16 protein-coding genes are annotated in these 17,493 nt (G+C 70.7%); 2 read left to right on the forward strand and 14 right to left on the reverse strand.

What is annotated here, in order from left to right:
* Positions 1-18: 18 nt before the first annotated feature.
* From tpiA to gap, 3 genes are read right to left on the reverse strand one after another with little or no spacing between them, the layout of a single operon-like run.
* The gene (tpiA, locus tag DFR74_RS36860; RefSeq protein WP_067509551.1) at positions 19-804 is read right to left on the reverse strand and encodes a triose-phosphate isomerase; all 786 of its coding nucleotides are present in this window, start codon (positions 802-804) and stop codon (positions 19-21) included.
* A gap of 3 nt (positions 805-807) precedes the next feature.
* A complete protein-coding gene (locus tag DFR74_RS36865) occupies positions 808-2,022 on the reverse strand; it encodes a phosphoglycerate kinase (protein WP_067509552.1) in 1,215 nt (404 codons plus the stop codon).
* Between the two features lie 5 nt (positions 2,023-2,027).
* Positions 2,028-3,044: a type I glyceraldehyde-3-phosphate dehydrogenase gene (gene gap / locus DFR74_RS00900; protein ID WP_113974904.1), complete on the reverse strand. Its 1,017-nt coding sequence runs from the start codon at positions 3,042-3,044 to the stop codon at positions 2,028-2,030.
* 315 nt (positions 3,045-3,359) lie between these two features.
* On the opposite strand from gap, the gene DFR74_RS00905 reads away from it, so the two are divergent.
* Positions 3,360-4,079 carry a class I SAM-dependent DNA methyltransferase gene (locus DFR74_RS00905; RefSeq protein ID WP_067509569.1) on the forward strand — a complete coding sequence of 240 codons (720 nt, stop codon included), beginning with the start codon at positions 3,360-3,362 and terminating at the stop codon, positions 4,077-4,079.
* 39 nt (positions 4,080-4,118) lie between these two features.
* Here DFR74_RS00905 and whiA read toward each other — a convergent pair whose 3' ends face one another.
* The 6 genes from whiA to DFR74_RS00935 all read right to left on the reverse strand — a co-directional run bounded on the left by whiA (position 4,119) and on the right by DFR74_RS00935 (position 11,173).
* Positions 4,119-5,102, reverse strand: a complete 984-nt coding sequence (gene whiA / locus DFR74_RS00910) for a DNA-binding protein WhiA (protein WP_067509571.1) — start codon at positions 5,100-5,102, stop codon at positions 4,119-4,121.
* Positions 5,093-6,139 carry a gluconeogenesis factor YvcK family protein gene (locus tag DFR74_RS00915; RefSeq protein WP_067509573.1) on the reverse strand — a complete coding sequence of 349 codons (1,047 nt, stop codon included), beginning with the start codon at positions 6,137-6,139 and terminating at the stop codon, positions 5,093-5,095. Before DFR74_RS00915 ends, whiA begins: the two co-directional genes overlap by 10 nt.
* Positions 6,136-7,062, reverse strand: coding sequence for an RNase adapter RapZ (gene rapZ, locus DFR74_RS00920; protein ID WP_067509576.1), 927 nt, complete (start codon positions 7,060-7,062; stop codon positions 6,136-6,138). The genes DFR74_RS00915 and rapZ overlap by 4 nt, the downstream gene beginning before the upstream one ends.
* Positions 7,063-7,178: 116 nt before the next feature.
* Positions 7,179-9,206 carry an excinuclease ABC subunit UvrC gene (uvrC, locus tag DFR74_RS00925; protein ID WP_067509578.1) on the reverse strand — a complete coding sequence of 676 codons (2,028 nt, stop codon included), beginning with the start codon at positions 9,204-9,206 and terminating at the stop codon, positions 7,179-7,181.
* Positions 9,207-9,255: 49 nt separating this feature from the next.
* On the reverse strand, positions 9,256-9,951 hold the full coding sequence (locus DFR74_RS00930; protein ID WP_067509677.1) for an HAD family hydrolase: 696 nt from the start codon (positions 9,949-9,951) through the stop codon (positions 9,256-9,258).
* Positions 9,952-9,961: 10 nt separating this feature from the next.
* Positions 9,962-11,173 (reverse strand): WD40/YVTN/BNR-like repeat-containing protein, encoded by a 1,212-nt coding sequence (locus DFR74_RS00935; RefSeq protein ID WP_147265717.1) that lies wholly within the window; start codon positions 11,171-11,173, stop codon positions 9,962-9,964.
* 227 nt (positions 11,174-11,400) lie between these two features.
* Here DFR74_RS00935 and DFR74_RS00940 point away from each other — a divergent pair, with 227 nt between their 5' ends.
* Positions 11,401-13,353 (forward strand): gamma-glutamyltransferase family protein, encoded by a 1,953-nt coding sequence (locus DFR74_RS00940; RefSeq protein ID WP_067509581.1) that lies wholly within the window; start codon positions 11,401-11,403, stop codon positions 13,351-13,353.
* A 50-nt stretch (positions 13,354-13,403) separates the two neighbouring features.
* Here the strand turns inward: DFR74_RS00940 and DFR74_RS00945 are convergent, their stop codons facing one another.
* The 5 genes from DFR74_RS00945 to DFR74_RS00965 all read right to left on the reverse strand — a co-directional run bounded on the left by DFR74_RS00945 (position 13,404) and on the right by DFR74_RS00965 (position 16,953).
* Positions 13,404-13,943, reverse strand: a complete 540-nt coding sequence (locus DFR74_RS00945; RefSeq protein WP_067509583.1) for a GNAT family N-acetyltransferase — start codon at positions 13,941-13,943, stop codon at positions 13,404-13,406.
* A gap of 37 nt (positions 13,944-13,980) precedes the next feature.
* A complete protein-coding gene (locus DFR74_RS00950; RefSeq protein ID WP_067509585.1) occupies positions 13,981-14,490 on the reverse strand; it encodes a PH domain-containing protein in 510 nt (169 codons plus the stop codon).
* 3 nt (positions 14,491-14,493) lie between these two features.
* A complete protein-coding gene (ribH, locus tag DFR74_RS00955; RefSeq protein WP_067509587.1) occupies positions 14,494-14,973 on the reverse strand; it encodes a 6,7-dimethyl-8-ribityllumazine synthase in 480 nt (159 codons plus the stop codon).
* A gap of 28 nt (positions 14,974-15,001) precedes the next feature.
* Positions 15,002-16,246, reverse strand: a complete 1,245-nt coding sequence (locus tag DFR74_RS00960) for a bifunctional 3,4-dihydroxy-2-butanone-4-phosphate synthase/GTP cyclohydrolase II (protein ID WP_067509589.1) — start codon at positions 16,244-16,246, stop codon at positions 15,002-15,004.
* A gap of 83 nt (positions 16,247-16,329) precedes the next feature.
* Positions 16,330-16,953 (reverse strand): riboflavin synthase, encoded by a 624-nt coding sequence (locus tag DFR74_RS00965; RefSeq protein WP_067509591.1) that lies wholly within the window; start codon positions 16,951-16,953, stop codon positions 16,330-16,332.
* Positions 16,954-17,493: the final 540 nt, after the last annotated feature.

The following is a 17,493-nucleotide window of genomic DNA, read 5'->3' on the forward strand; positions in this document are numbered from 1 at the left end:
CAGCGACTTCCGCGAGACCTACAGCATCGGTCCGCCCGCGGCGATCGCGGACAGGGTGGCGAACTCGTCACCCTTGAGCGACGCACCACCGACGAGCGCGCCGTCGACATCGGCCTGTCCGACCAGTTCGCCGACGTTCTTGGCGTTCACCGAACCGCCGTAGAGCACCCGCACGGTCTGGGCGACCTCCGGGGAGGCCAGTTCGCCCAGCTCGGCGCGGATCGCGCCGCACACCTCCTGCGCGTCGGCCGGGGTGGCGACCTTGCCGGTGCCGATGGCCCACACAGGCTCGTAGGCGATGACGACCTTCGAGATCTCCTCGGCCGTCAGGCCTTTCAGCGAACCGCGCAGCTGCTCGAGGTTGTACTCGACGTGCGTGCCGGCCTCGCGGACGTTGAGCCCTTCGCCGATGCACACGATCGGGGTGATCCCGTGCCCGAGCGCCTGCTTGGCCTTGGCCAGCACGGTGGCGTCGTCCTCGCCGTGGTACTGCCGCCGCTCGGAGTGGCCGACCACCACGAAAGCGCAGCCCAGCTTGGCGAGCATGGCGCCGCTGATCTCACCGGTGTAGGCGCCCGCGTCGTGGGTGGACACGTCCTGCGCACCGTAGGTGAGCAGGAGCTTGTCGCCCTCGATGAGGGTCTGCACGCTGCGGATGTCGGTGAACGGCGGGATGACCGCCACGTCCACCTTCTCGAAGTACTTCTCCGGCAGCGCGAACGCGATCTTCTGCACCAGGGCGATGGCCTCGAGGTGGTTGAGGTTCATCTTCCAGTTGCCCGCGATGAGCGGTTTGCGTGCCATGGTTCAGTCCTCCAACACCGCGATACCGGGCAGTTCCTTGCCCTCCAGGTACTCCAGCGACGCGCCGCCGCCGGTGGAGATGTGCGAGAAACCGTCCTCGGGCAGCCCGAGCGCGCGCACGGCCGCGGCCGAGTCGCCGCCGCCGACCACGGTGAACGCCCCCTTGCCGGTGGCGGTCACGATGGCCTCGGCCACCCCGCGGGTGCCCGAGGCGAACTTCTCGAACTCGAACACGCCCATCGGGCCGTTCCAGAACACCGTCTTCGCCTCGGTGAGCAGCGCCGTGAACCGGTCCACGGACTCCGGACCGATGTCCAGGCCCAGCCAGCCCTCGGGAATCTCGTTGGCGGGCACCACCTTCGACTCGGCATCGGCCGCGAACTTGTCGGCGACGACGATGTCGTAGGGCAGGTGAATGACGTCGGCATAGCGCTCGAGCAGACCCTTGCAGGTCTCGATCATCTCGTCCTGGAGCAGCGAGGCGCCCACGGACAGGCCCTGCGCGGCGAGGAAGGTGAAGCACATGCCGCCGCCGATCACCAGGGTGTCGACCTTGGGGGCCAGCGCCTCGATGACGGCCAGCTTGTCGGACACCTTCGACCCGCCGAGCACCACCGCGTACGGCCGCTCGGACGTCTCGGTCAGCTTGGCCAGCACGTCGACCTCGGCGGCGACCAGCGTGCCCGCGTAGTGCGGCAGCAGCTTCGCCACGTCGTACACCGACGCCTGCTTGCGGTGCACCACACCGAAGCCGTCGGAGACGAACGCGCCGTCCTCGCCCACCAGCTCCACCAGGGCGGCGGCCAGCTTGCCGCGCTCGGCGTCGTCCTTGCTGGTCTCGCGCGCGTCGAAACGCACGTTCTCCAGCAGCAGCACATCGCCGTCGGTGAGGCCCTCCGAGCGCGAGAGCGCGTCGTAGCCCACCACGTCACCGGCCAGCTGCACGTTGCGGCCGAGCAGTTCGGCCAGCTTCGCCGCCACCGGCGCGAGGGAGAACTTCGGGTCCGGCTCGCCCTTGGGGCGGCCCAGGTGCGCGGTGACGACCACCTTCGCGCCGGCTTCCACCAGCGCGTTGATGGTCGGCACGGACGCGATGATGCGCCCCGGGTCGGTGATCTCGCCGTTGTCGTCGAGGGGGACGTTCAGGTCGGAGCGCACCAGCACGCCCCGGCCCTCGACTCCGTCGTCCAGCAGATCCTGGAGTGTCTTGACGGTCATGCGGCTCAGAGGGACTTGCCGACGATGCCGATGAGGTCGGCGAGGCGGTTGGAGTAGCCCCACTCGTTGTCGTACCAGGACACGACCTTCACCTGGTTGTCGATGACCTTGGTCAGCGGCGCGTCGTAGATCGAGGAGTGCGGGTCGGTGACGATGTCGCTGGAGACGATCGGGTCGACGTTGTACTTCAGGATGCCCTGCAGCGGGCCCTCGGCGGCGGCCTTGAACGCGGCGTTGATCTCGTCGATCGAGGCGGACTTGGCCAGCGTGGCGGTGAGGTCGGTGACCGAGCCCGTGGGGACCGGCACGCGCAGCGCGTAGCCGTCCAGCTTGCCCTGCAGTTCGGGCAGCACCAGGCCGATGGCCTTGGCGGCGCCGGTGCCGGTGGGCACGATGTTCAGGGCGGCGGCGCGGGCGCGGCGCAGATCCTTGTGCGGCGCGTCCTGCAGGTTCTGGTCCTGGGTGTACGCGTGGATGGTGGTCATCAGGCCGCGCTCGATGCCGAACTCGTCGTTGAGCACCTTGGCCAGCGGGCCGAGGCAGTTCGTGGTGCACGAGGCGTTGGAGATGATGTTCTGGCTGCCGTCGTACTTGTCGTCGTTGACGCCGACCACGATGGTGATGTCCTCGCCGGAGGCCGGCGCGGAGATGATGACCTTCTTGGCGCCCGCGGCCAGGTGGCCCTTGGCCTTGGCGGCGTCGGTGAAGATGCCGGTGGACTCGACGACGACGTCCACGCCCAGGTCGCCCCACGGCAGGGCCGCCGGGCCCTCCTTGATGGCCAGCGCCTTGATCCGCTGGTCGCCGACCACGATGGTGTCACCGTCCACGGACACGTCCTGGGGCAGCCGGCCCAGGATCGAGTCGTACTTCAGCAGCGTCGCCAGGGTGTTGATGTCGGTGAGGTCGTTGACCGCGACGATCTCGATGTCGGTGGTGCCCAGCGCCTTCTGCGCCTCCACCGCCCGGAAGAAGTTACGTCCGATACGACCGAAGCCGTTGATGCCTACCCGGACAGTCACGTTATCGCTCCTCAGCTTTCAAGCGGATTCATTCCGATGCCTTCTTCACACTAATGCTTCGCCGCTACCTCACCGACACGTACCTCTGGATAGTGCGGACGCCGCGCCCACCGCGACCGGCCCGCGCGGTCCACCGCCGCCCACCTGGGCAACCGTCCGTGGGCAGGCCCGCGACGGCCCCGGCGAAATCCCAGCGCGAACCGACCGGCCCGGCGCCAATGGCGATTGACGGAATCCGGGCGAACCGCCCTTCACGAACGGTGGCCTGCCGCAAAATCATTGGCGAGCGATGGCCGCGCGGGCCACACTCGACCGGTGCCCGACTTCGCCGCCTACGACACCCGCCACTACCGCACGGTCGACGTGGTCACCGGTTACGACAGCTGGTCGGACACCTACGAGGACTCGGTGCCGGACGCGATGGACCTCGCGGTGCTCGACCGTCTCCTGCCGCCGGACCCGCTCGCACCACCCCACCCGGCCGCGGCCCGCCGCGTGGCCGACCTGGGCTGCGGAACCGGACGTACCGCCGCGTGGTTGCGCGCGCGGGGCGTGACCGGCGAGATCGACGGCGTCGACCTGAGCCCCGGCATGCTGGCGCGGGCGAGCGAACGGGGCGCGCACACCACGCTCACCGAAGGCGATGTGCGCGACACCGGCCTGCCCACCGGGGTCTACGACCTGGTGGTCTCCTCGCTCATCGACGAGCACCTGCCCGATCTGGGACCGTTCTACGCCGAGGCCCGCAGGCTGGTCCGGCCGGGCGGGACGTTCCTGCTGGCGTCCTATCACCCGCACTTCGCGATGGCCTCGGGCATGCCGACGCACTACACCGACGACTCGGGCGAATCCGTCGCGATCACCACCCACGTGCATCCGGTCGGCGACCAGATCCGCGCGGGACTGGCCAACGGCTGGACCCTCACCGACATGGTCGAAAGCCTCGTCGACGACCACTGGATCACGGCCAAACCGAAGTGGGAACGCTTCCGCGGCCACCCCGTCTCCGCCGCTTACGTCTGGCGCGCAGCGTGATTCGGCCCCGCCGCGCGAGCGCGACGGGGCCGGGGACGCTCAGGCGTCGTCGAGGAGTTCGGCGGTGACGGCGGATTCGGTGTCGGGGACACCGAGTTCCTTGGCGCGCCGGTCGGCCATCGAGAGCAGGCGCCGGATGCGGCCCGCCACAGCGTCTTTCGTCATCGGCGGTTCGGCCAGCTGGCCGAGTTCCTCCAGAGAGGCCTGGCGGTGCTGCACGCGCAGCTTGCCCGCCGCGGCCAAATGATCGGGCACCTCGTCGGCCAGGATCTCGAGGGCGCGCTCCACACGGGCGGCCGCGGCCACCGCGGCGCGCGCCGAACGGCGCAGGTTGGCGTCGTCGAAGTTGGCGAGCCGGTTGGCGGTGGCGCGCACCTCGCGCCGCATCCGGCGCTCCTCCCAGGTCAGGCGCGTGTCCTGCGCGCCCATCCGGGTGAGCAGCGCGCCGATGGCCTCGCCGTCGCGCACCACCACGCGGTCGGTGCCGCGCACCTCGCGCGCCTTGGCGGTGATGCCGAGCCGCCGCGCCGCGCCGACCAGCGCCAGCGCCGCCTCGGGGCCGGGGCAGCTCACTTCGAGCGCCGAGGACCGGCCCGGTTCGGTGAGCGAGCCGTGCGCGAGAAACGCTCCGCGCCAAGCGGCTTCGGCGTCGGCGATGCTGCCGCCGACCACCTGGGCCGGCAGTCCGCGCACCGGGCGGCCGCGCACGTCGAGCAGTCCGGTCTGGCGCGCCAGCGCCTCGCCCTCCTTCGACACCCGCACGACATACCGGGAGGTCTTGCGCAATCCGCCCGCGCCGAGCACGTGCACATCGGAGCCGTATCCGTAGAGCTCGAAGATCTCGCGGCGCAGCCTGCGGGCGATGGATCCCATGTCCACCTCGGCCTCGACGATCACCCGCCCCCCGACGATGTGCAGGCCGCCCGCGAAACGCAGCAGAGCCGACAGCTCCGCCTTGCGGGAACTCACCTGCGACACCGTGAGCCTGCTCAGCTCGTCCTTCACTTCGGATGTCATCGCCACGAGACGCGCTCCTTTCCACCCAACCCGGACCGCACATCCGCGCCCATGTGCCGTCCCTCGACTCGAAGCCCTGCCATGTGCGCCCGAGGCTGCCGGATCAGCTGATCCAGTGCGGCGGCGAGCTTTCCGGGGTGATGCCGGTCCGTCCCCGCTTCGGCGACATCGGAGAAGGTTACCCGTGCCCGCAACTGTTCGGCAGCCCTGGCCACATGTTCGCGCTCCCGGCCTTCCGGCACCGACCCCGAATCGACGAGAACCTCGTCGACGACGAATTCCGGTGCGTGCTGGGACAATACATGCAGATGGCGTTCCGCGGAGAACCCGGCCGTCTCGCCGGGCTCGGCCGCGAGGTTGAGCACCAGGATCTTCCTGGCCCTGGTGTACACCAGGGCGTCGCGCAGCTCGGGCACGAGGACGTGCGGAATCACGCTGGTGAACCACGATCCCGGACCGAGCACCACCACGTCGGCATGCTCGATGGCGGAGGTGGCCTCGGGGCTGGCGGGCGGATCGGAGGGGATCAGCCGCACCCGGCGCACCTTGCCCGGCGTGGTGGCCACCGCCACCTGCCCGCGGATGCACCGGCTCACCCGGGGATCGGCCTCCAAGCCGGACACGTCGGCCTCGATATCGAGCGCGATGGGCGACATCGGCAACACCCGTCCGGTGGTCCGCAACATTCTGGCGACCTCGTCCAGCGCCGCGACCGGGTCGCCGAGGACCTCGGTCAGCCCGGCGAGGATCAGATTCCCGACCGAATGCCCCGCCAGCGCGCCGGTGCCGCCGAAGCGGTGCTGCACCGTGCGCGCCCACACGCCCTCGGGATCGGCCGAGAGCGCCGCCAGCGCCATGCGCAGATCGCCCGGCGGGGGCACCCCCAGTTCCGCGCGCAGCCTGCCCGAGGAGCCGCCGTCGTCGGCGACGGTCACCACCGCGCAGATCTTCCTGGTCAGCCGCCGCACCGCGGTCAGCGTCGCGTACAGGCCGTGCCCACCACCCAGAGCGACGATGGCGGGATTCGATTCCCACCCCGTCATTCGCGCCCCAGGTCCCGGTGGACGACGCGCACGACGTCGGCGGAGCCGTCGGACTCCGCCCCGATGAGTTCGCCGATCGCCTCGGCGATCGCCACGCTGCGGTGCTTGCCCCCCGTGCAGCCCACTGCCACCGTCATGTATCGCTTCCCCTCTTGGCGGTAACCGTTCGTCGTCAGATCGACCAGGTGGCGGCACGTGTGCAGGTAGTCGTCGGCGCCGGGGCGCGACAGCACGTACTCGCTGACCACGGCCTCCTGCCCCGTGTGTTCCCGCAATTCCGGTATCCAATGTGGATTGGGTAGAAAACGCACATCCAACACCATGTCGGCGTCCAGTGGAACCCCGTACTTGAAGCCGAACGACTGCACGGTCAGTTGCAGGGCGGCCGGCGCGCCCACACCGTAGGCCTCCTCCAGCTTGCGGTGCAGCTGGTGGATGGACAGTTCGGTCGTGTCGATCACCAGGTCGGCGGCCGCCTTCACCGCGCCCAGCGCCACCCGTTCGGCGGCGATGCCCGCCGACAGCGTGCCGTCGGCGCTCTCGCTCTGCAAGGGGTGGCGGCGGCGCGCGAAGCCGAACCGGCGGATCAGCACGTCGTCGGACGCCTCGAGGAACAACACGCGGGTGCGCACGCCGAGGTCGCGCAGTTGCTCGGTGACCACCGACAGGTCACCGGTGAAGAACCGGCTGCGCACGTCCATCACCAGAGCGAGCCTGCGGATCGGCGGCTGCGCCGAGGCGCCCAGCTCCACCAGCCGCCCGATCAGCTCGGGCGGCAAATTGTCGGCGACATACCAGCCGAGGTCCTCCAGCACGCGCGCGGCGGTGCCGCGGCCCGCCCCGGAGAGCCCGGTCACGATGACGACCTCGACCTGCTGCCGCAGCAGGCCGCCCGCATTGTTGTTCGTATCGACGCGTGTCATGTCCTACCGGAGTCCGTGTCCAGTTACCTCTCGATCATCCCGCACCGGCCTCGGTGCCGGGCGCAGACACTCAACGTACGCGAATCCGGCGCGCCGGGTGCGCGCCCGCGCGGGCGCTACTCCTCCCGCAGGGCCGCGAGCACCGCTTTCGCGGTGGCCACGCCGATGCCGGGGACCTCGGTGATCTCCTCCACGGTGGCCTGTTTGAGTTTGGCGACCGACCCGAAATGAGTGACCAGCGCCGTCCGGCGCGCCGCGCCCAGCCCGCGCACCGAATCCAGCGCCGAGGCCGTCATCCGGCGCGACCGCTTGCTGCGGTGGAAGGTGATGGCGAAGCGGTGCGCCTCGTCGCGCACCCGTTGCAGCAGGAACAGGGCCTCGCTGTTGCGGGGCATGATCACCGGATCGGATTCGCCCGGCACCCACACCTCCTCGAGGCGTTTGGCCAGGCCGATCACCGCCACGTCGGTGATGCCGAGTTCGTCCAGCACCTCCGCGGCGGCCGCGACCTGCGGCGCGCCGCCGTCCACCACGTACAGGTTCGGCGGGTAGGCGAACTTGCGCGGACGGCCGGTGCGCGGATCGATCCCGGGACGCGAACCCAGGTCCTCGTCCTCCGCGTCGACCAGCGGCTCCCCCGCGGGCACCGGGCCGCCGAGTTCGGCCGACTCCACCTCGTCGCGTTCGCGCCGCAGCCGGGCGAACCGGCGCCGGGTGACCTCGGCAATGCTGCCCACGTCGTCGGAGCGGCCCTCCCCCGCGGCCTCCTTGATGGCGTAGTGCCGGTACTCGGACTTGCGCGGCAGTCCGTCTTCGAACACCACCAGCGAGGCCACCACGTCGGTGCCCTGCACGTGGCTGATGTCGACGCATTCGATGCGCAGCGGCGCCGAATCCAGATCGAGCGCGTCCTGGATGTCCTGCAGCGCCGCCGAGCGCGAGGTGAGATCGCCCGCGCGCTTGAGCTTGTGCTGGGCCAGCGCCTCGAGCGCGTTGCGCTGCACGGTCTCTGCGAGGGCCTTCTTGTCCCCGCGCTGGGGCACCCGCAGCCGCACCGCCGAGCCGCGCAGCGTGCTCAGCCACTCCTGGATCTGCTCGTGGTCGGCGGGCAGTTCGGGGACGAGCACTTCGCGCGGCACCACCCCGGCGGGCTGCTCCTCGGGACTCTGATCGGCGTAGGCGGCCTGTTCGCCGTAGAACTGAGTGAGGAACTGCTCCACCAGCGCGCGCATCTCGCCGCCGGATTCGACGGTGTCGATCGCGTCGCCGGATTTGTCGACCACCCAGCCGCGCTGGCCGCGCACCCGTCCGTCGCGGACGTGGAAGATCTGCACGGCCACCTCCAACGGGTCGGTGGCGAAGGCGATCACGTCGGCGTCGGTGCCGGTGCCCAGCACCACGGCCTGCTTCTCCAGCGCGCGGCGCAACGCCTGCACGTCGTCGCGCAGGCGGGCGGCGGTCTCGAAGTCGAGGTCCTCGGCGGCCGCGTGCATGCGGCGTTCCAGTTCGCGGACCATGCGGTCGGTGCGGCCCGCGAGAAAATCGCAGAAGTCCTCGACGATGCGGCGGTGTTCGTCGGCGCTGACCCGCCCGACGCAGGGCGCGGAGCACTTGTCGATGTAGCCGAGCAGGCAGGGGCGCCCGATCTGGTTGTGCCGCTTGAAGACTCCCGCCGAACAGGTGCGGGCGGGGAACACGCGCAGCAGCAGGTCCAGGGTCTCGCGGATGGCCCAGGCGTGCGCGTACGGGCCGAAGTAGCGCACCCCCTTGCGCCGTGCGCCCCGGTACACGAACAGGCGCGGATACTCCTCGTTCAGCGTGACCGCGAGCACCGGGTAGGACTTGTCGTCCCGGTAGCGGACGTTGAAGCGCGGATCGAACTCCTTGATCCAGTTGTATTCCAGTTGCAGCGCCTCCACCTCGGTGGAGACGACGGTCCACTCGACGCTCGCCGCCGTGGTGACCATCTGCTTGGTGCGCGGATGCAGCGACGCCACATCGGCGAAGTACGAATTGAGGCGGCTGCGCAGGCTCTTGGCCTTGCCGACGTAGATGACCCGGCCGTGTGCGTCCCGGAACTTGTAGACCCCTGGTTCGACGGGGATCGTGCCCGGCGCGGGCCGGTACGTCGCTGGATCTGCCACCCGATCAGCCTAACGACGGCGTCCGACAAGCTCGCCGGTCAGGCGGGGTTCACCTGGGCACGGCCAGCCCGTGCGCGCGCAGGGCGTCGATCAGGGCGTCCGGGCGTTCCTCGGTGGGCAGCGGCGCGACCTGCGCGAACCGCGCGCCGATGGTCAGCGCGCCGCCGTCGGCCTCGGCGCTGTCGCCGATCATCAGGGCCGCGCCGGGCGCGACGCCCAGCTTGTCGAGGGCGGCGTGGAAGATCTTCGCGTCGGGTTTGATGGCGCCCACCTCGTAGGAGAGGGCGACCGCGTCGATCAGCCGGTCCCAGCCGCGCGCGGCGAGGGCGGGCCGCAGGTCGAACGCGATATTGCTCACGATGCCGACCGGAATGCCCTGCGCGGCAAGGAACTCCAGCACGGCGCCGGTGTCGGGGTAGGGCGTCCAGGCGAGCGGGTCGATGAGCCTGCCGTAGAGTCGCACGGCCTGTTCCTCGCTGGGCACACCCGAGTGCCGCAGCACCTCGAGGTAGGCGTGGCGGTGCAGCGCCGGGTCGAGATCCCGGTTGTCCCAGGCGTGCTGGCCCTGCGCGTCGAAGGTCATGAACTGCTCGACGGGCGCCGTCATGCGGCGCAGGATCTCCGCCTTGGCCTCCACGCCGAACGCCGCGCCGTCGGCGCCGACCAGCTCGTCACCCCAGGACTCGTCCTCCTCCAGCCGGAATATCGTGCCGGAGAAGTCGAACAACACCGCTTCGATCTGCACGCGGCCCAGCCTACCGATCCCCGCCACCGGGTTCGCCGACAGCGAACACGACCTCGCTCCACGTGCGCCCGGCATCGTGCGTGGCGAGCAGGGCGCGATGCCGCCGGCCCGACCGGTCGTACCCGTTCGACAGGGAGACGGTCGTGCGGAGCACGAATCCGTCGATCGGCGTGAGGAATCCGGGCTCCGCGGTGTAGGACAGGACCGACTGTCCCTCGGGCCGGCGCACACTCGAGTCCGTCCAGGTCCACGCACCGTCGCCGGAGTGGACCAGCTGCCCATCCAGATCACCGACGGTCTCAGACGGCGTCGTCGCGACGATGTGGGGCGGACGAGCCCGCGCCGCGTCGTGCACGGCGGTGAACCCGGTGCCGCCGTCGTCGGAGACGAACTGCCGGTGCCGGGTGACCACCGTCTCGCCGGGTGCGCGTCCGGGCGCCTCCGTCACGCAGGCCACGAAGACGCGAGTGTCCGACGCCGCCGCGATCGCCGACGGGTACTCCCCGGGGCCCGTGCACGGCGTTCGCCACGGGACCAGCCGATCGCCGACGAGCATCGCGCCGGTGGCTGTCGCGGTGGTGTCGGCGTCCTCGCGCGACGGCGTTCCCGGGGCGCGCCGGCGATCCACGACCGCGATCCACGCCGTATCACCGTGCGAGTCCATCACGATCCGGCGCCGCGATTCGACGATGTTCTCGCTGTCCACGGCGAAGGTCGCCCGGACGGGCCAGGCTCCCGCCGAATCGGGCTCGTCGTAGACGGCGAGATCGCCCTCGGGACCGGTCGCGACCAGACGGACGGCATCCCCGCCGATGATCAGGCGCTCGCAAGGACGCTCCCCTCCCGGCGCGGCACGCTCCGTCCACGTCACCCCGCCGTCCCGCGTCGTCCAGAGTTCCCGGCCGTCGGAACACATCCACCCGACCGCGGGGCTCACGTAGCGCAGTGCCGAGGCGTTCTCCGGCACCGTGACAGACTGCGCGACCACCCACGTCCGCCCACCGTCCTCGGTCTGCAGGACCCGCGCACACGCACCCTCCGCGGGGCACGGGTCGAGCAGGCCCAGTGCCCACCCCCGCTCGGGTGCCACGAAAGTGACCGAGAGCGGAGCGAATTCGACCGGGTCAGAGGGGCGCGGCTCGTCGACCACGATGACGATCATCCAGAACAGCGCGCCCACCGCGACAACCACGGCGGGCAGTTGCCACGTCGTATCCCTCAACCAGCCCACGTGCCCCCCGATCGATCCAGCGCGAACCGTACCGCTCAGGGTAGCGGAGGCCGGAATCCGCGTGCCAGGTGCGAACGGCTGGACAATCAGCAGAAGCCGTTGCGCGCCCGACGATTTCCACCGGGGTGCCGTGCCGGCTCGACCCGGGGTCCCGGCGACAGCGGGGCAGGTGACGAGAAAGCCCGGTGGGTGTCGTCCGTGCGGGTTACAGTCCTGGGATGACGCGCGCGCGACACTTCTGGAGCGGAGCCGCGGCCACGCTGCTCACGGTCGGCTTGCTGACCGGCTGCTCCGGCACCGACGACGACACCGCTTCCGCCGACTGTGCGAGCCCGCCCAACGGGACACCGATCACGGCCGCGCCCACCACCGAACCCGGTGCGGCCACCACCCAGAACCTGTCCACCAACCCGGAGATCGCCTCCGGCTACCGCGACGGCATGACCGCGGTGCGCACCGAGACCTACGCCGTCTCCACCGCGAACCCGATCGCCACCGAAGCGGCCTGCGAGGTGCTGCGCGACGGCGGCACGGCCGCGGACGCGTTGATCACCGCGCAGGCGGTGCTCGGCCTGGTGGAGCCGCAGGCCTCGGGCATCGGCGGCGGCGCGTTCCTGCTCTACTACGACGCGACCGCCAAGACCATCGAGGCCTACGACGGCCGCGAGACCGCGCCGGCCGCCGCCACCGAGAACTACCTGCGCTGGATCAGCGACACCGACCGCGCCGAACCGCAACCCGACGCGCGGGCCAGCGGCCGCTCCATCGGCGTGCCCGGCGTGGTGCGCATGCTGGAACTCGCGCATCAGGAGCACGGCAAGACCGGGTGGCGGGAACTGTTCGATCCCGCCGTCGCGCTGGCCGACGAAGGCTTCGCCATCAGCCCGCGCCTGGCGGGCCAGATCGCCGACTCCGCCGCCCAGCTCGCGGGCGACGAGGCCGCCAAGGCGTACTTCCTGGAGCCCGACGGGTCCCCGAAGCGCGAAGGCACGGTGCTGACCAACCCCGCCATGGCCAAGACGCTCGGCGCGATCGCGTCCGACGGCGCCGACGCCTTCTACACCGGCGCGATCGCGGAGAACATCGTCGCGGCCGCCACCGCCGGGACCGGCGGGCGCACCCCGAGCCTGATCACCGCCGACGATCTGGCCGGCTACCAGCCGAAGAAGCGCACCGCACTGTGCACGGTGTACCGCGAGAACGAGATCTGCGGGATGCCGGGCCCGTCGTCGGGCGGCAGCACCGTCGCGGCCACGCTGGGCATCCTCGCCAACTTCGACCTCGCCGCGCTGGCCCCCACCGACGTGGACCGCAACGGCGGTAAGCCGCGCCCGGAGGCGGTGCACCTGATCTCCGAGGCGCAGCGCCTCGCCTACGCCGACCGCGACAAGTACATGGCGGACCCGGATTTCGTGCCGCCGCCGGGTGATTCGCCGCAGACGCTGGTGAATCCTGAGTACCTGGCGATGCGCTCGGCGCTGATCGACCCGGCCCGCAGCATGGGCACCGCGCAGCCCGGCGAGTTCGGTCCCGCGCCGGTCGGCGTCGGCCCGCAGCCGCCCGAGCACGGCACCAGCCACATCTCGGTGGTCGACAGCTACGGCAACGCCGCGGCGATGACCACCACGGTGGAGTCGGCATTCGGGTCGTTCCACATGGTCGACGGCTTCCTGCTGAACAACCAGCTCACCGATTTCGCCGCCGACCCGCTCGGCACCGACGGCGCGCCCGTCGCGAACCGGCTGGAACCGGGCAAGCGGCCCCGCAGCTCGATGGCGCCGACCCTGGTGTTCGACCGCACCCCCGACGGCGCGCGCGGCGACCTCACGCTGGTCACCGGATCGCCCGGCGGGTCGGTGATCATCCAGTTCGTCGTGAAAACCCTGATCGGCGTGCTGGATTGGGGCCTGGACCCGCAGCAGGCGGTGTCGGCGGTCTCGTTCGGCGCGGCCAATACGCCGACCACGGGCGTGGGCGGTGAGCATCCGGCGATCGACGCCGCGAACAGCGGCGACAACGACCCGCTGGTCCAGCGGTTGCGCGAACTCGGCCACCAGGTTTCGGTCGCGCCGCAGTCCAGCGGGTTGAGCGCGCTGGAACGCGACGGCACCGGCTGGATCGGCGGCGCGGACCCCCGCCGTGAAGGGGCGGTACTCGGCGATACGAAGTAGGTCCTCGGCGTCGCCGCCGATGTTCGGCGCGAGTGGGTCGAGGATGTCCCTCAGGCGGTCCGGCGCATCGGATACAGCACCGGACCGCCGGGGATCGCCAGGTCCGCGTCACGCCGGAAGCCGAGGCGTTCGTAGAACGGCACGTTGGCGAAGTCGGTGGCGACCAGGAACGCGAGATCGGCCTCGGCGAGCCGGGGTTCGAGCAGCTGTCGCGCGTAGCCCTGGCCGCGCACGTCGGGCCGAGTGCCGATCACCGCGAGATACAGGTGATCCGCCGACGGCCGGGTCGCGTCCACCCGATGCGAGGCCGACAGTGCGCGGGGCAGCGCCGTGCCGAGGGCGCGGATCAACGAGTAGGGCCGCGCGATCGGTGCGGAAGTCACCCCTTCGGGTTCCCACAGGGCCACGGCCGCGATGTCGCCCGACGGATCGCGCGCCACATCCACCAGCCCGTGCCGCTCGCGCGACGCTATGCGCGAGGCCCAGAACCCGGGTAGGGCCTTGCGCCGCCGCGCCGGATCGGGCCAGAAATAACTGATGAACGGGTCGTCGGCGAAGGCGGCGGCGAGGACGTGCGAGGCCTGGGTCACACGGCGACGCTAGCGGCCGCGAGTCGCGCCGGGAAGCTTACGATCCCCGCTGATTCGTATCCGTCGCGCCGGTGTACTTCGCGCCCAGTTCACGGAGCCGGTCCATGGCGCGGGCAGCGTGTTCCTTGTCGTTCGAGCGGATCGCGAGCATGGGGACGTAGTCGTCGTTCGTCAGTTCCAGCCGGGCCCAGGACTTCCGGTCCGGGAACGCCACACCGACGATGTTCCGCCACGCGAATTCGTTGTCGCCCAGGATGTTCCGCACCGACACGCCGCGTGGACCCACCCGTACGCGAGGGCGGGTGAGCATGAGCACGCCACCCGCGAGCAGCAGGCCGATGCCCACCATCGCGAACTGGTCCACGAAGCGGAAGTTCACGCCCGTCGAGCCGCTGCGCAGCCAGATGCCGCCGATGGCGAACACGATCACCAGCACCACCGCGACGATGCTCGCGGTGATCCGCGCGCGGCGCGGCCGCACCTCGAAGTCCCACTCCTCGGCGACCTCGGGTGTCTCGGCGCGGCGCCAGATGCGAACGACCGGCATGGCTTACGCGGACTGCCGCAGCGCGCGCAGGGTGAGCGCGGCGTCGAGCGCGGCCGCGGCCGCCTGCTCGCCCTTGTCCTCGGCCGAACCGGGCAGCCCGGCGCGGTCGCGCGCCTGTTCCTCGGTGTTGGTGGTGAGCACGCCGTTGGTGACCGGCGTGGCGGCGTCCAGCGACACCCGCGTCAGACCGGCCGTCACCGCGTCGCAGACGTATTCGAAATGCGGTGTGCCACCGCGGATCACCACACCCAGCGCGACCACCGCGTCATGGGTGCGCGCCAATTCCTGCGCCACGACCGGCAATTCCATCGCGCCGGCGCAGCGCACCACCGTGACCTCGCGCACCCCGGCCTCCTTCGCGACGCGCTCGGCGTTGGCCACCAGCGTGTCGCAGATCTCGGTGTGCCACCGCGAGGCGACGATCCCGAGTTTCAGGTCCTTGGCATCCGCCAGCGCGAAACTGGGTACGCCGGTGCCGCTCATCGCATTCCGTCCTTTCGCGGGAGGTGGCTCACTGCGCGGTCTCGCCGAGGTCGAGGTCGTCCAGCCCGATCAGGTCGTGGCCCATCCGGTCCCGCTTGGTGCGCAGGTAGCGCAGGTTCTCGGCGTTGGCGCGCAACGGCATCGGCACCCGGTCGGTGATGCGCAGACCGTAGCCGTCGAGGCCGACGCGCTTGGCCGGGTTGTTCGTCAGCAACCGCATGGAGCGCACGCCGAGGTCCACGAGAATCTGCGCGCCGGTGCCGTAGTCGCGCGCGTCGGCGGGCAGGCCCAGCTCGAGGTTCGCGTCGACGGTGTCGTGCCCGGAGTCCTGCAACTGGTAGGCCTGCAACTTGTGCATGAGGCCGATACCGCGCCCCTCGTGCCCGCGCATGTACAGCACGATGCCGCGGCCTTCCTGGTCCACCATCTCCAGCGCCGCGTCCAGCTGCGGGCCGCAGTCGCAGCGCAGCGAGCCGAAGACGTCGCCGGTGAGACATTCGGAGTGCACGCGCACCAGCACGTCCTCGCCGTCGGTGATGTCGCCGCGCACCAGCGCGACGTGCTCCACCTCGTCGTAGATGCTCTGGTAGCCGACGGCGGTGAAATCGCCGTGCGCGGTGGGGATGCGCGCCTCGGCGACCCGCACCACCTGCTTCTCGTGCTTGCGCCGCCAGGCGATCATGTCGGCGATGGAGATCAGCGCCAGCTCGTGCTCGTCGGCGAAGACCCGCAGCTCCTCGGTGCGGGCCATGTGGCCCTCGTCCTTCTGGCTGACGATCTCGCAGATCACGCCCGCCGGACGCAGCCCGGCCATGCGCGACAGGTCCACCGCGGCCTCGGTGTGGCCGGGCCGGCGCAGCACGCCGCCGTCTTTCGCGCGCAGCGGCACCACGTGCCCGGGGCGGGTCAGGTCGTCGGCCTTGGCGTCGGGGTCGGCGAGCAGCCGCATGGTGGTGGCGCGGTCGGCGGCGGAGATGCCGGTGGTGATGCCCTCGCGCGCATCCACCGAGACGGTGTAGGCGGTGCCGTGCTTGTCCTGGTTGGTCGCGAACATCGGCGGCAGGCCGAGGCGGTCGCAGTCGTCGCCGGTGAGCGGCACGCAGATGTAGCCGGAGGTGTAGCGGATCATGAACGCGACCAGCTCGGGGGTGGCCTTCTCCGCCGCGAAGATGAGGTCGCCCTCGTTCTCGCGGTCCTCGTCGTCGACGACCACGACCGCCTTACCGGCGGCGATGTCGGCGACGGCGCGCTCGATGCTGTCGAACCTCGTCACTCTGCTGTGCTCCATCTCGAATTAGGTGCCTCACTACAGTAAGGCCTGGCCCGTGCGCTCTCGGCGGCGCACCCGCGCGAGGGTCAGCCGCGCTGCTGGAGGCGTTCGACGTACTTGGCGATCACGTCGACCTCGAGGTTCACGGTGGTGCCCACGCCCGCCGCGCCGAGATTGGTCAGCGAGAGCGTGGTGGGGATGAGCGAGACCTCGAACCAGTCGCGGGTGCCGTCGGCTGCGGGTTCGTCGGCGCGGCCGAGGCCGGAGACGGTGAGCGAGATGCCGTCGACGGTGATCGAGCCCTTCTCCACCACGTAGCGGGCGATCGCGTCGGGCAGCGAGATCCGCACGACCTCCCAGTTCTCCGAGGGGGTGCGCGCCAGCACGGTGCCGGTGCCGTCGACGTGGCCCTGCACCAGATGCCCGCCGAGGCGGCTGTTGAGCGCGGCGGCGCGCTCCAGGTTCACCCGGTCGCCGGAGCCGAGCCCGCCGATGCTGGAGCGGTCCAGAGTCTCCTGCATCACGTCGACGGTGAAGGAGTCGCCGTCCACGACCTCGACGACGGTGAGGCAGACGCCGTTGACGGCGATCGAATCGCCGTGGCCCGCATCGGAGGTCACGAGCTTGCCCCGGATCGTGAGGCGGGCGGCGTCGGCCAACTGCTCGGTGGCGACGATCTCGCCCAACTCCTCGACGATGCCAGTGAACATGCGTGACTCCCTGTCGCGTGTACGTACGGTTGACCGAACAGCCGGGACCCCGGCCGCTATTCCCGGTGCCCGGAGCCGCCCTCAGCCTAATGGGCGGGCGGCGACGGCGGTTGTCCAGCGTCGGCGCGTGGCGAGCGGCGGTCCGGTCGTTGGTGCGGTGTCGTCGCGCGGCCGGTGTGAGCCGCCACGGCCCGGTCGAGTCGGCGGCTCACGGGGGCCGGTCGCCCAGAATTCGGAATCCGTGCCCGCGACCCACCGGGAAATCCGACCGCTCGGCTCTTTCCGGCACCGCTTCAGGACGTTCGGGCCGATCGGGTGGAAAATTCCGTCCGGTCTTTCTGTAATTTCGCTGTTCCCGGCCCGCAGGAACCGGTTCAGCCGGATTTCCGGTCGCCGGCCTCGGAAATTCACCGGTCCGGCGTAGTGTCGAGCGCGCCGGGCCGACAGACCCTGATACCCAGCGGAAACACGCTTACACCACCTTCTTGCGCAAGAGTCGAAATGGACGCAATATTGTTATGTAGCCGATTCCTGGCGTTC

The organism is Nocardia puris (genome assembly GCF_003315035.1).
GTDB classification, from domain to species: Bacteria; Actinomycetota; Actinomycetes; order Mycobacteriales; family Mycobacteriaceae; genus Nocardia; species Nocardia puris.

Bases quoted from the DNA above. Each gene is read 5' to 3' on its own strand.
- DFR74_RS00950 (WP_067509585.1), bottom strand. From the start codon at position 14,490: ATGCCGGTCGTTCGCATCTGGCGCCGCGCCGAGACACCCGAGGTCGCC.
- ribH (WP_067509587.1), bottom strand. From the start codon at position 14,973: ATGAGCGGCACCGGCGTACCCAGTTTCGCGCTGGCGGATGCCAAGGAC.
- rapZ (WP_067509576.1), bottom strand. From the start codon at position 7,062: ATGACACGCGTCGATACGAACAACAATGCGGGCGGCCTGCTGCGGCAG.
- DFR74_RS00940 (WP_067509581.1), top strand. From the start codon at position 11,401: ATGACGCGCGCGCGACACTTCTGGAGCGGAGCCGCGGCCACGCTGCTC.
- DFR74_RS00915 (WP_067509573.1), bottom strand. From the start codon at position 6,139: ATGACGGGGTGGGAATCGAATCCCGCCATCGTCGCTCTGGGTGGTGGG.
- tpiA (WP_067509551.1), bottom strand. From the start codon at position 804: ATGGCACGCAAACCGCTCATCGCGGGCAACTGGAAGATGAACCTCAAC.
- DFR74_RS36865 (WP_067509552.1), bottom strand. From the start codon at position 2,022: ATGACCGTCAAGACACTCCAGGATCTGCTGGACGACGGAGTCGAGGGC.
- DFR74_RS00965 (WP_067509591.1), bottom strand. From the start codon at position 16,953: ATGTTCACTGGCATCGTCGAGGAGTTGGGCGAGATCGTCGCCACCGAG.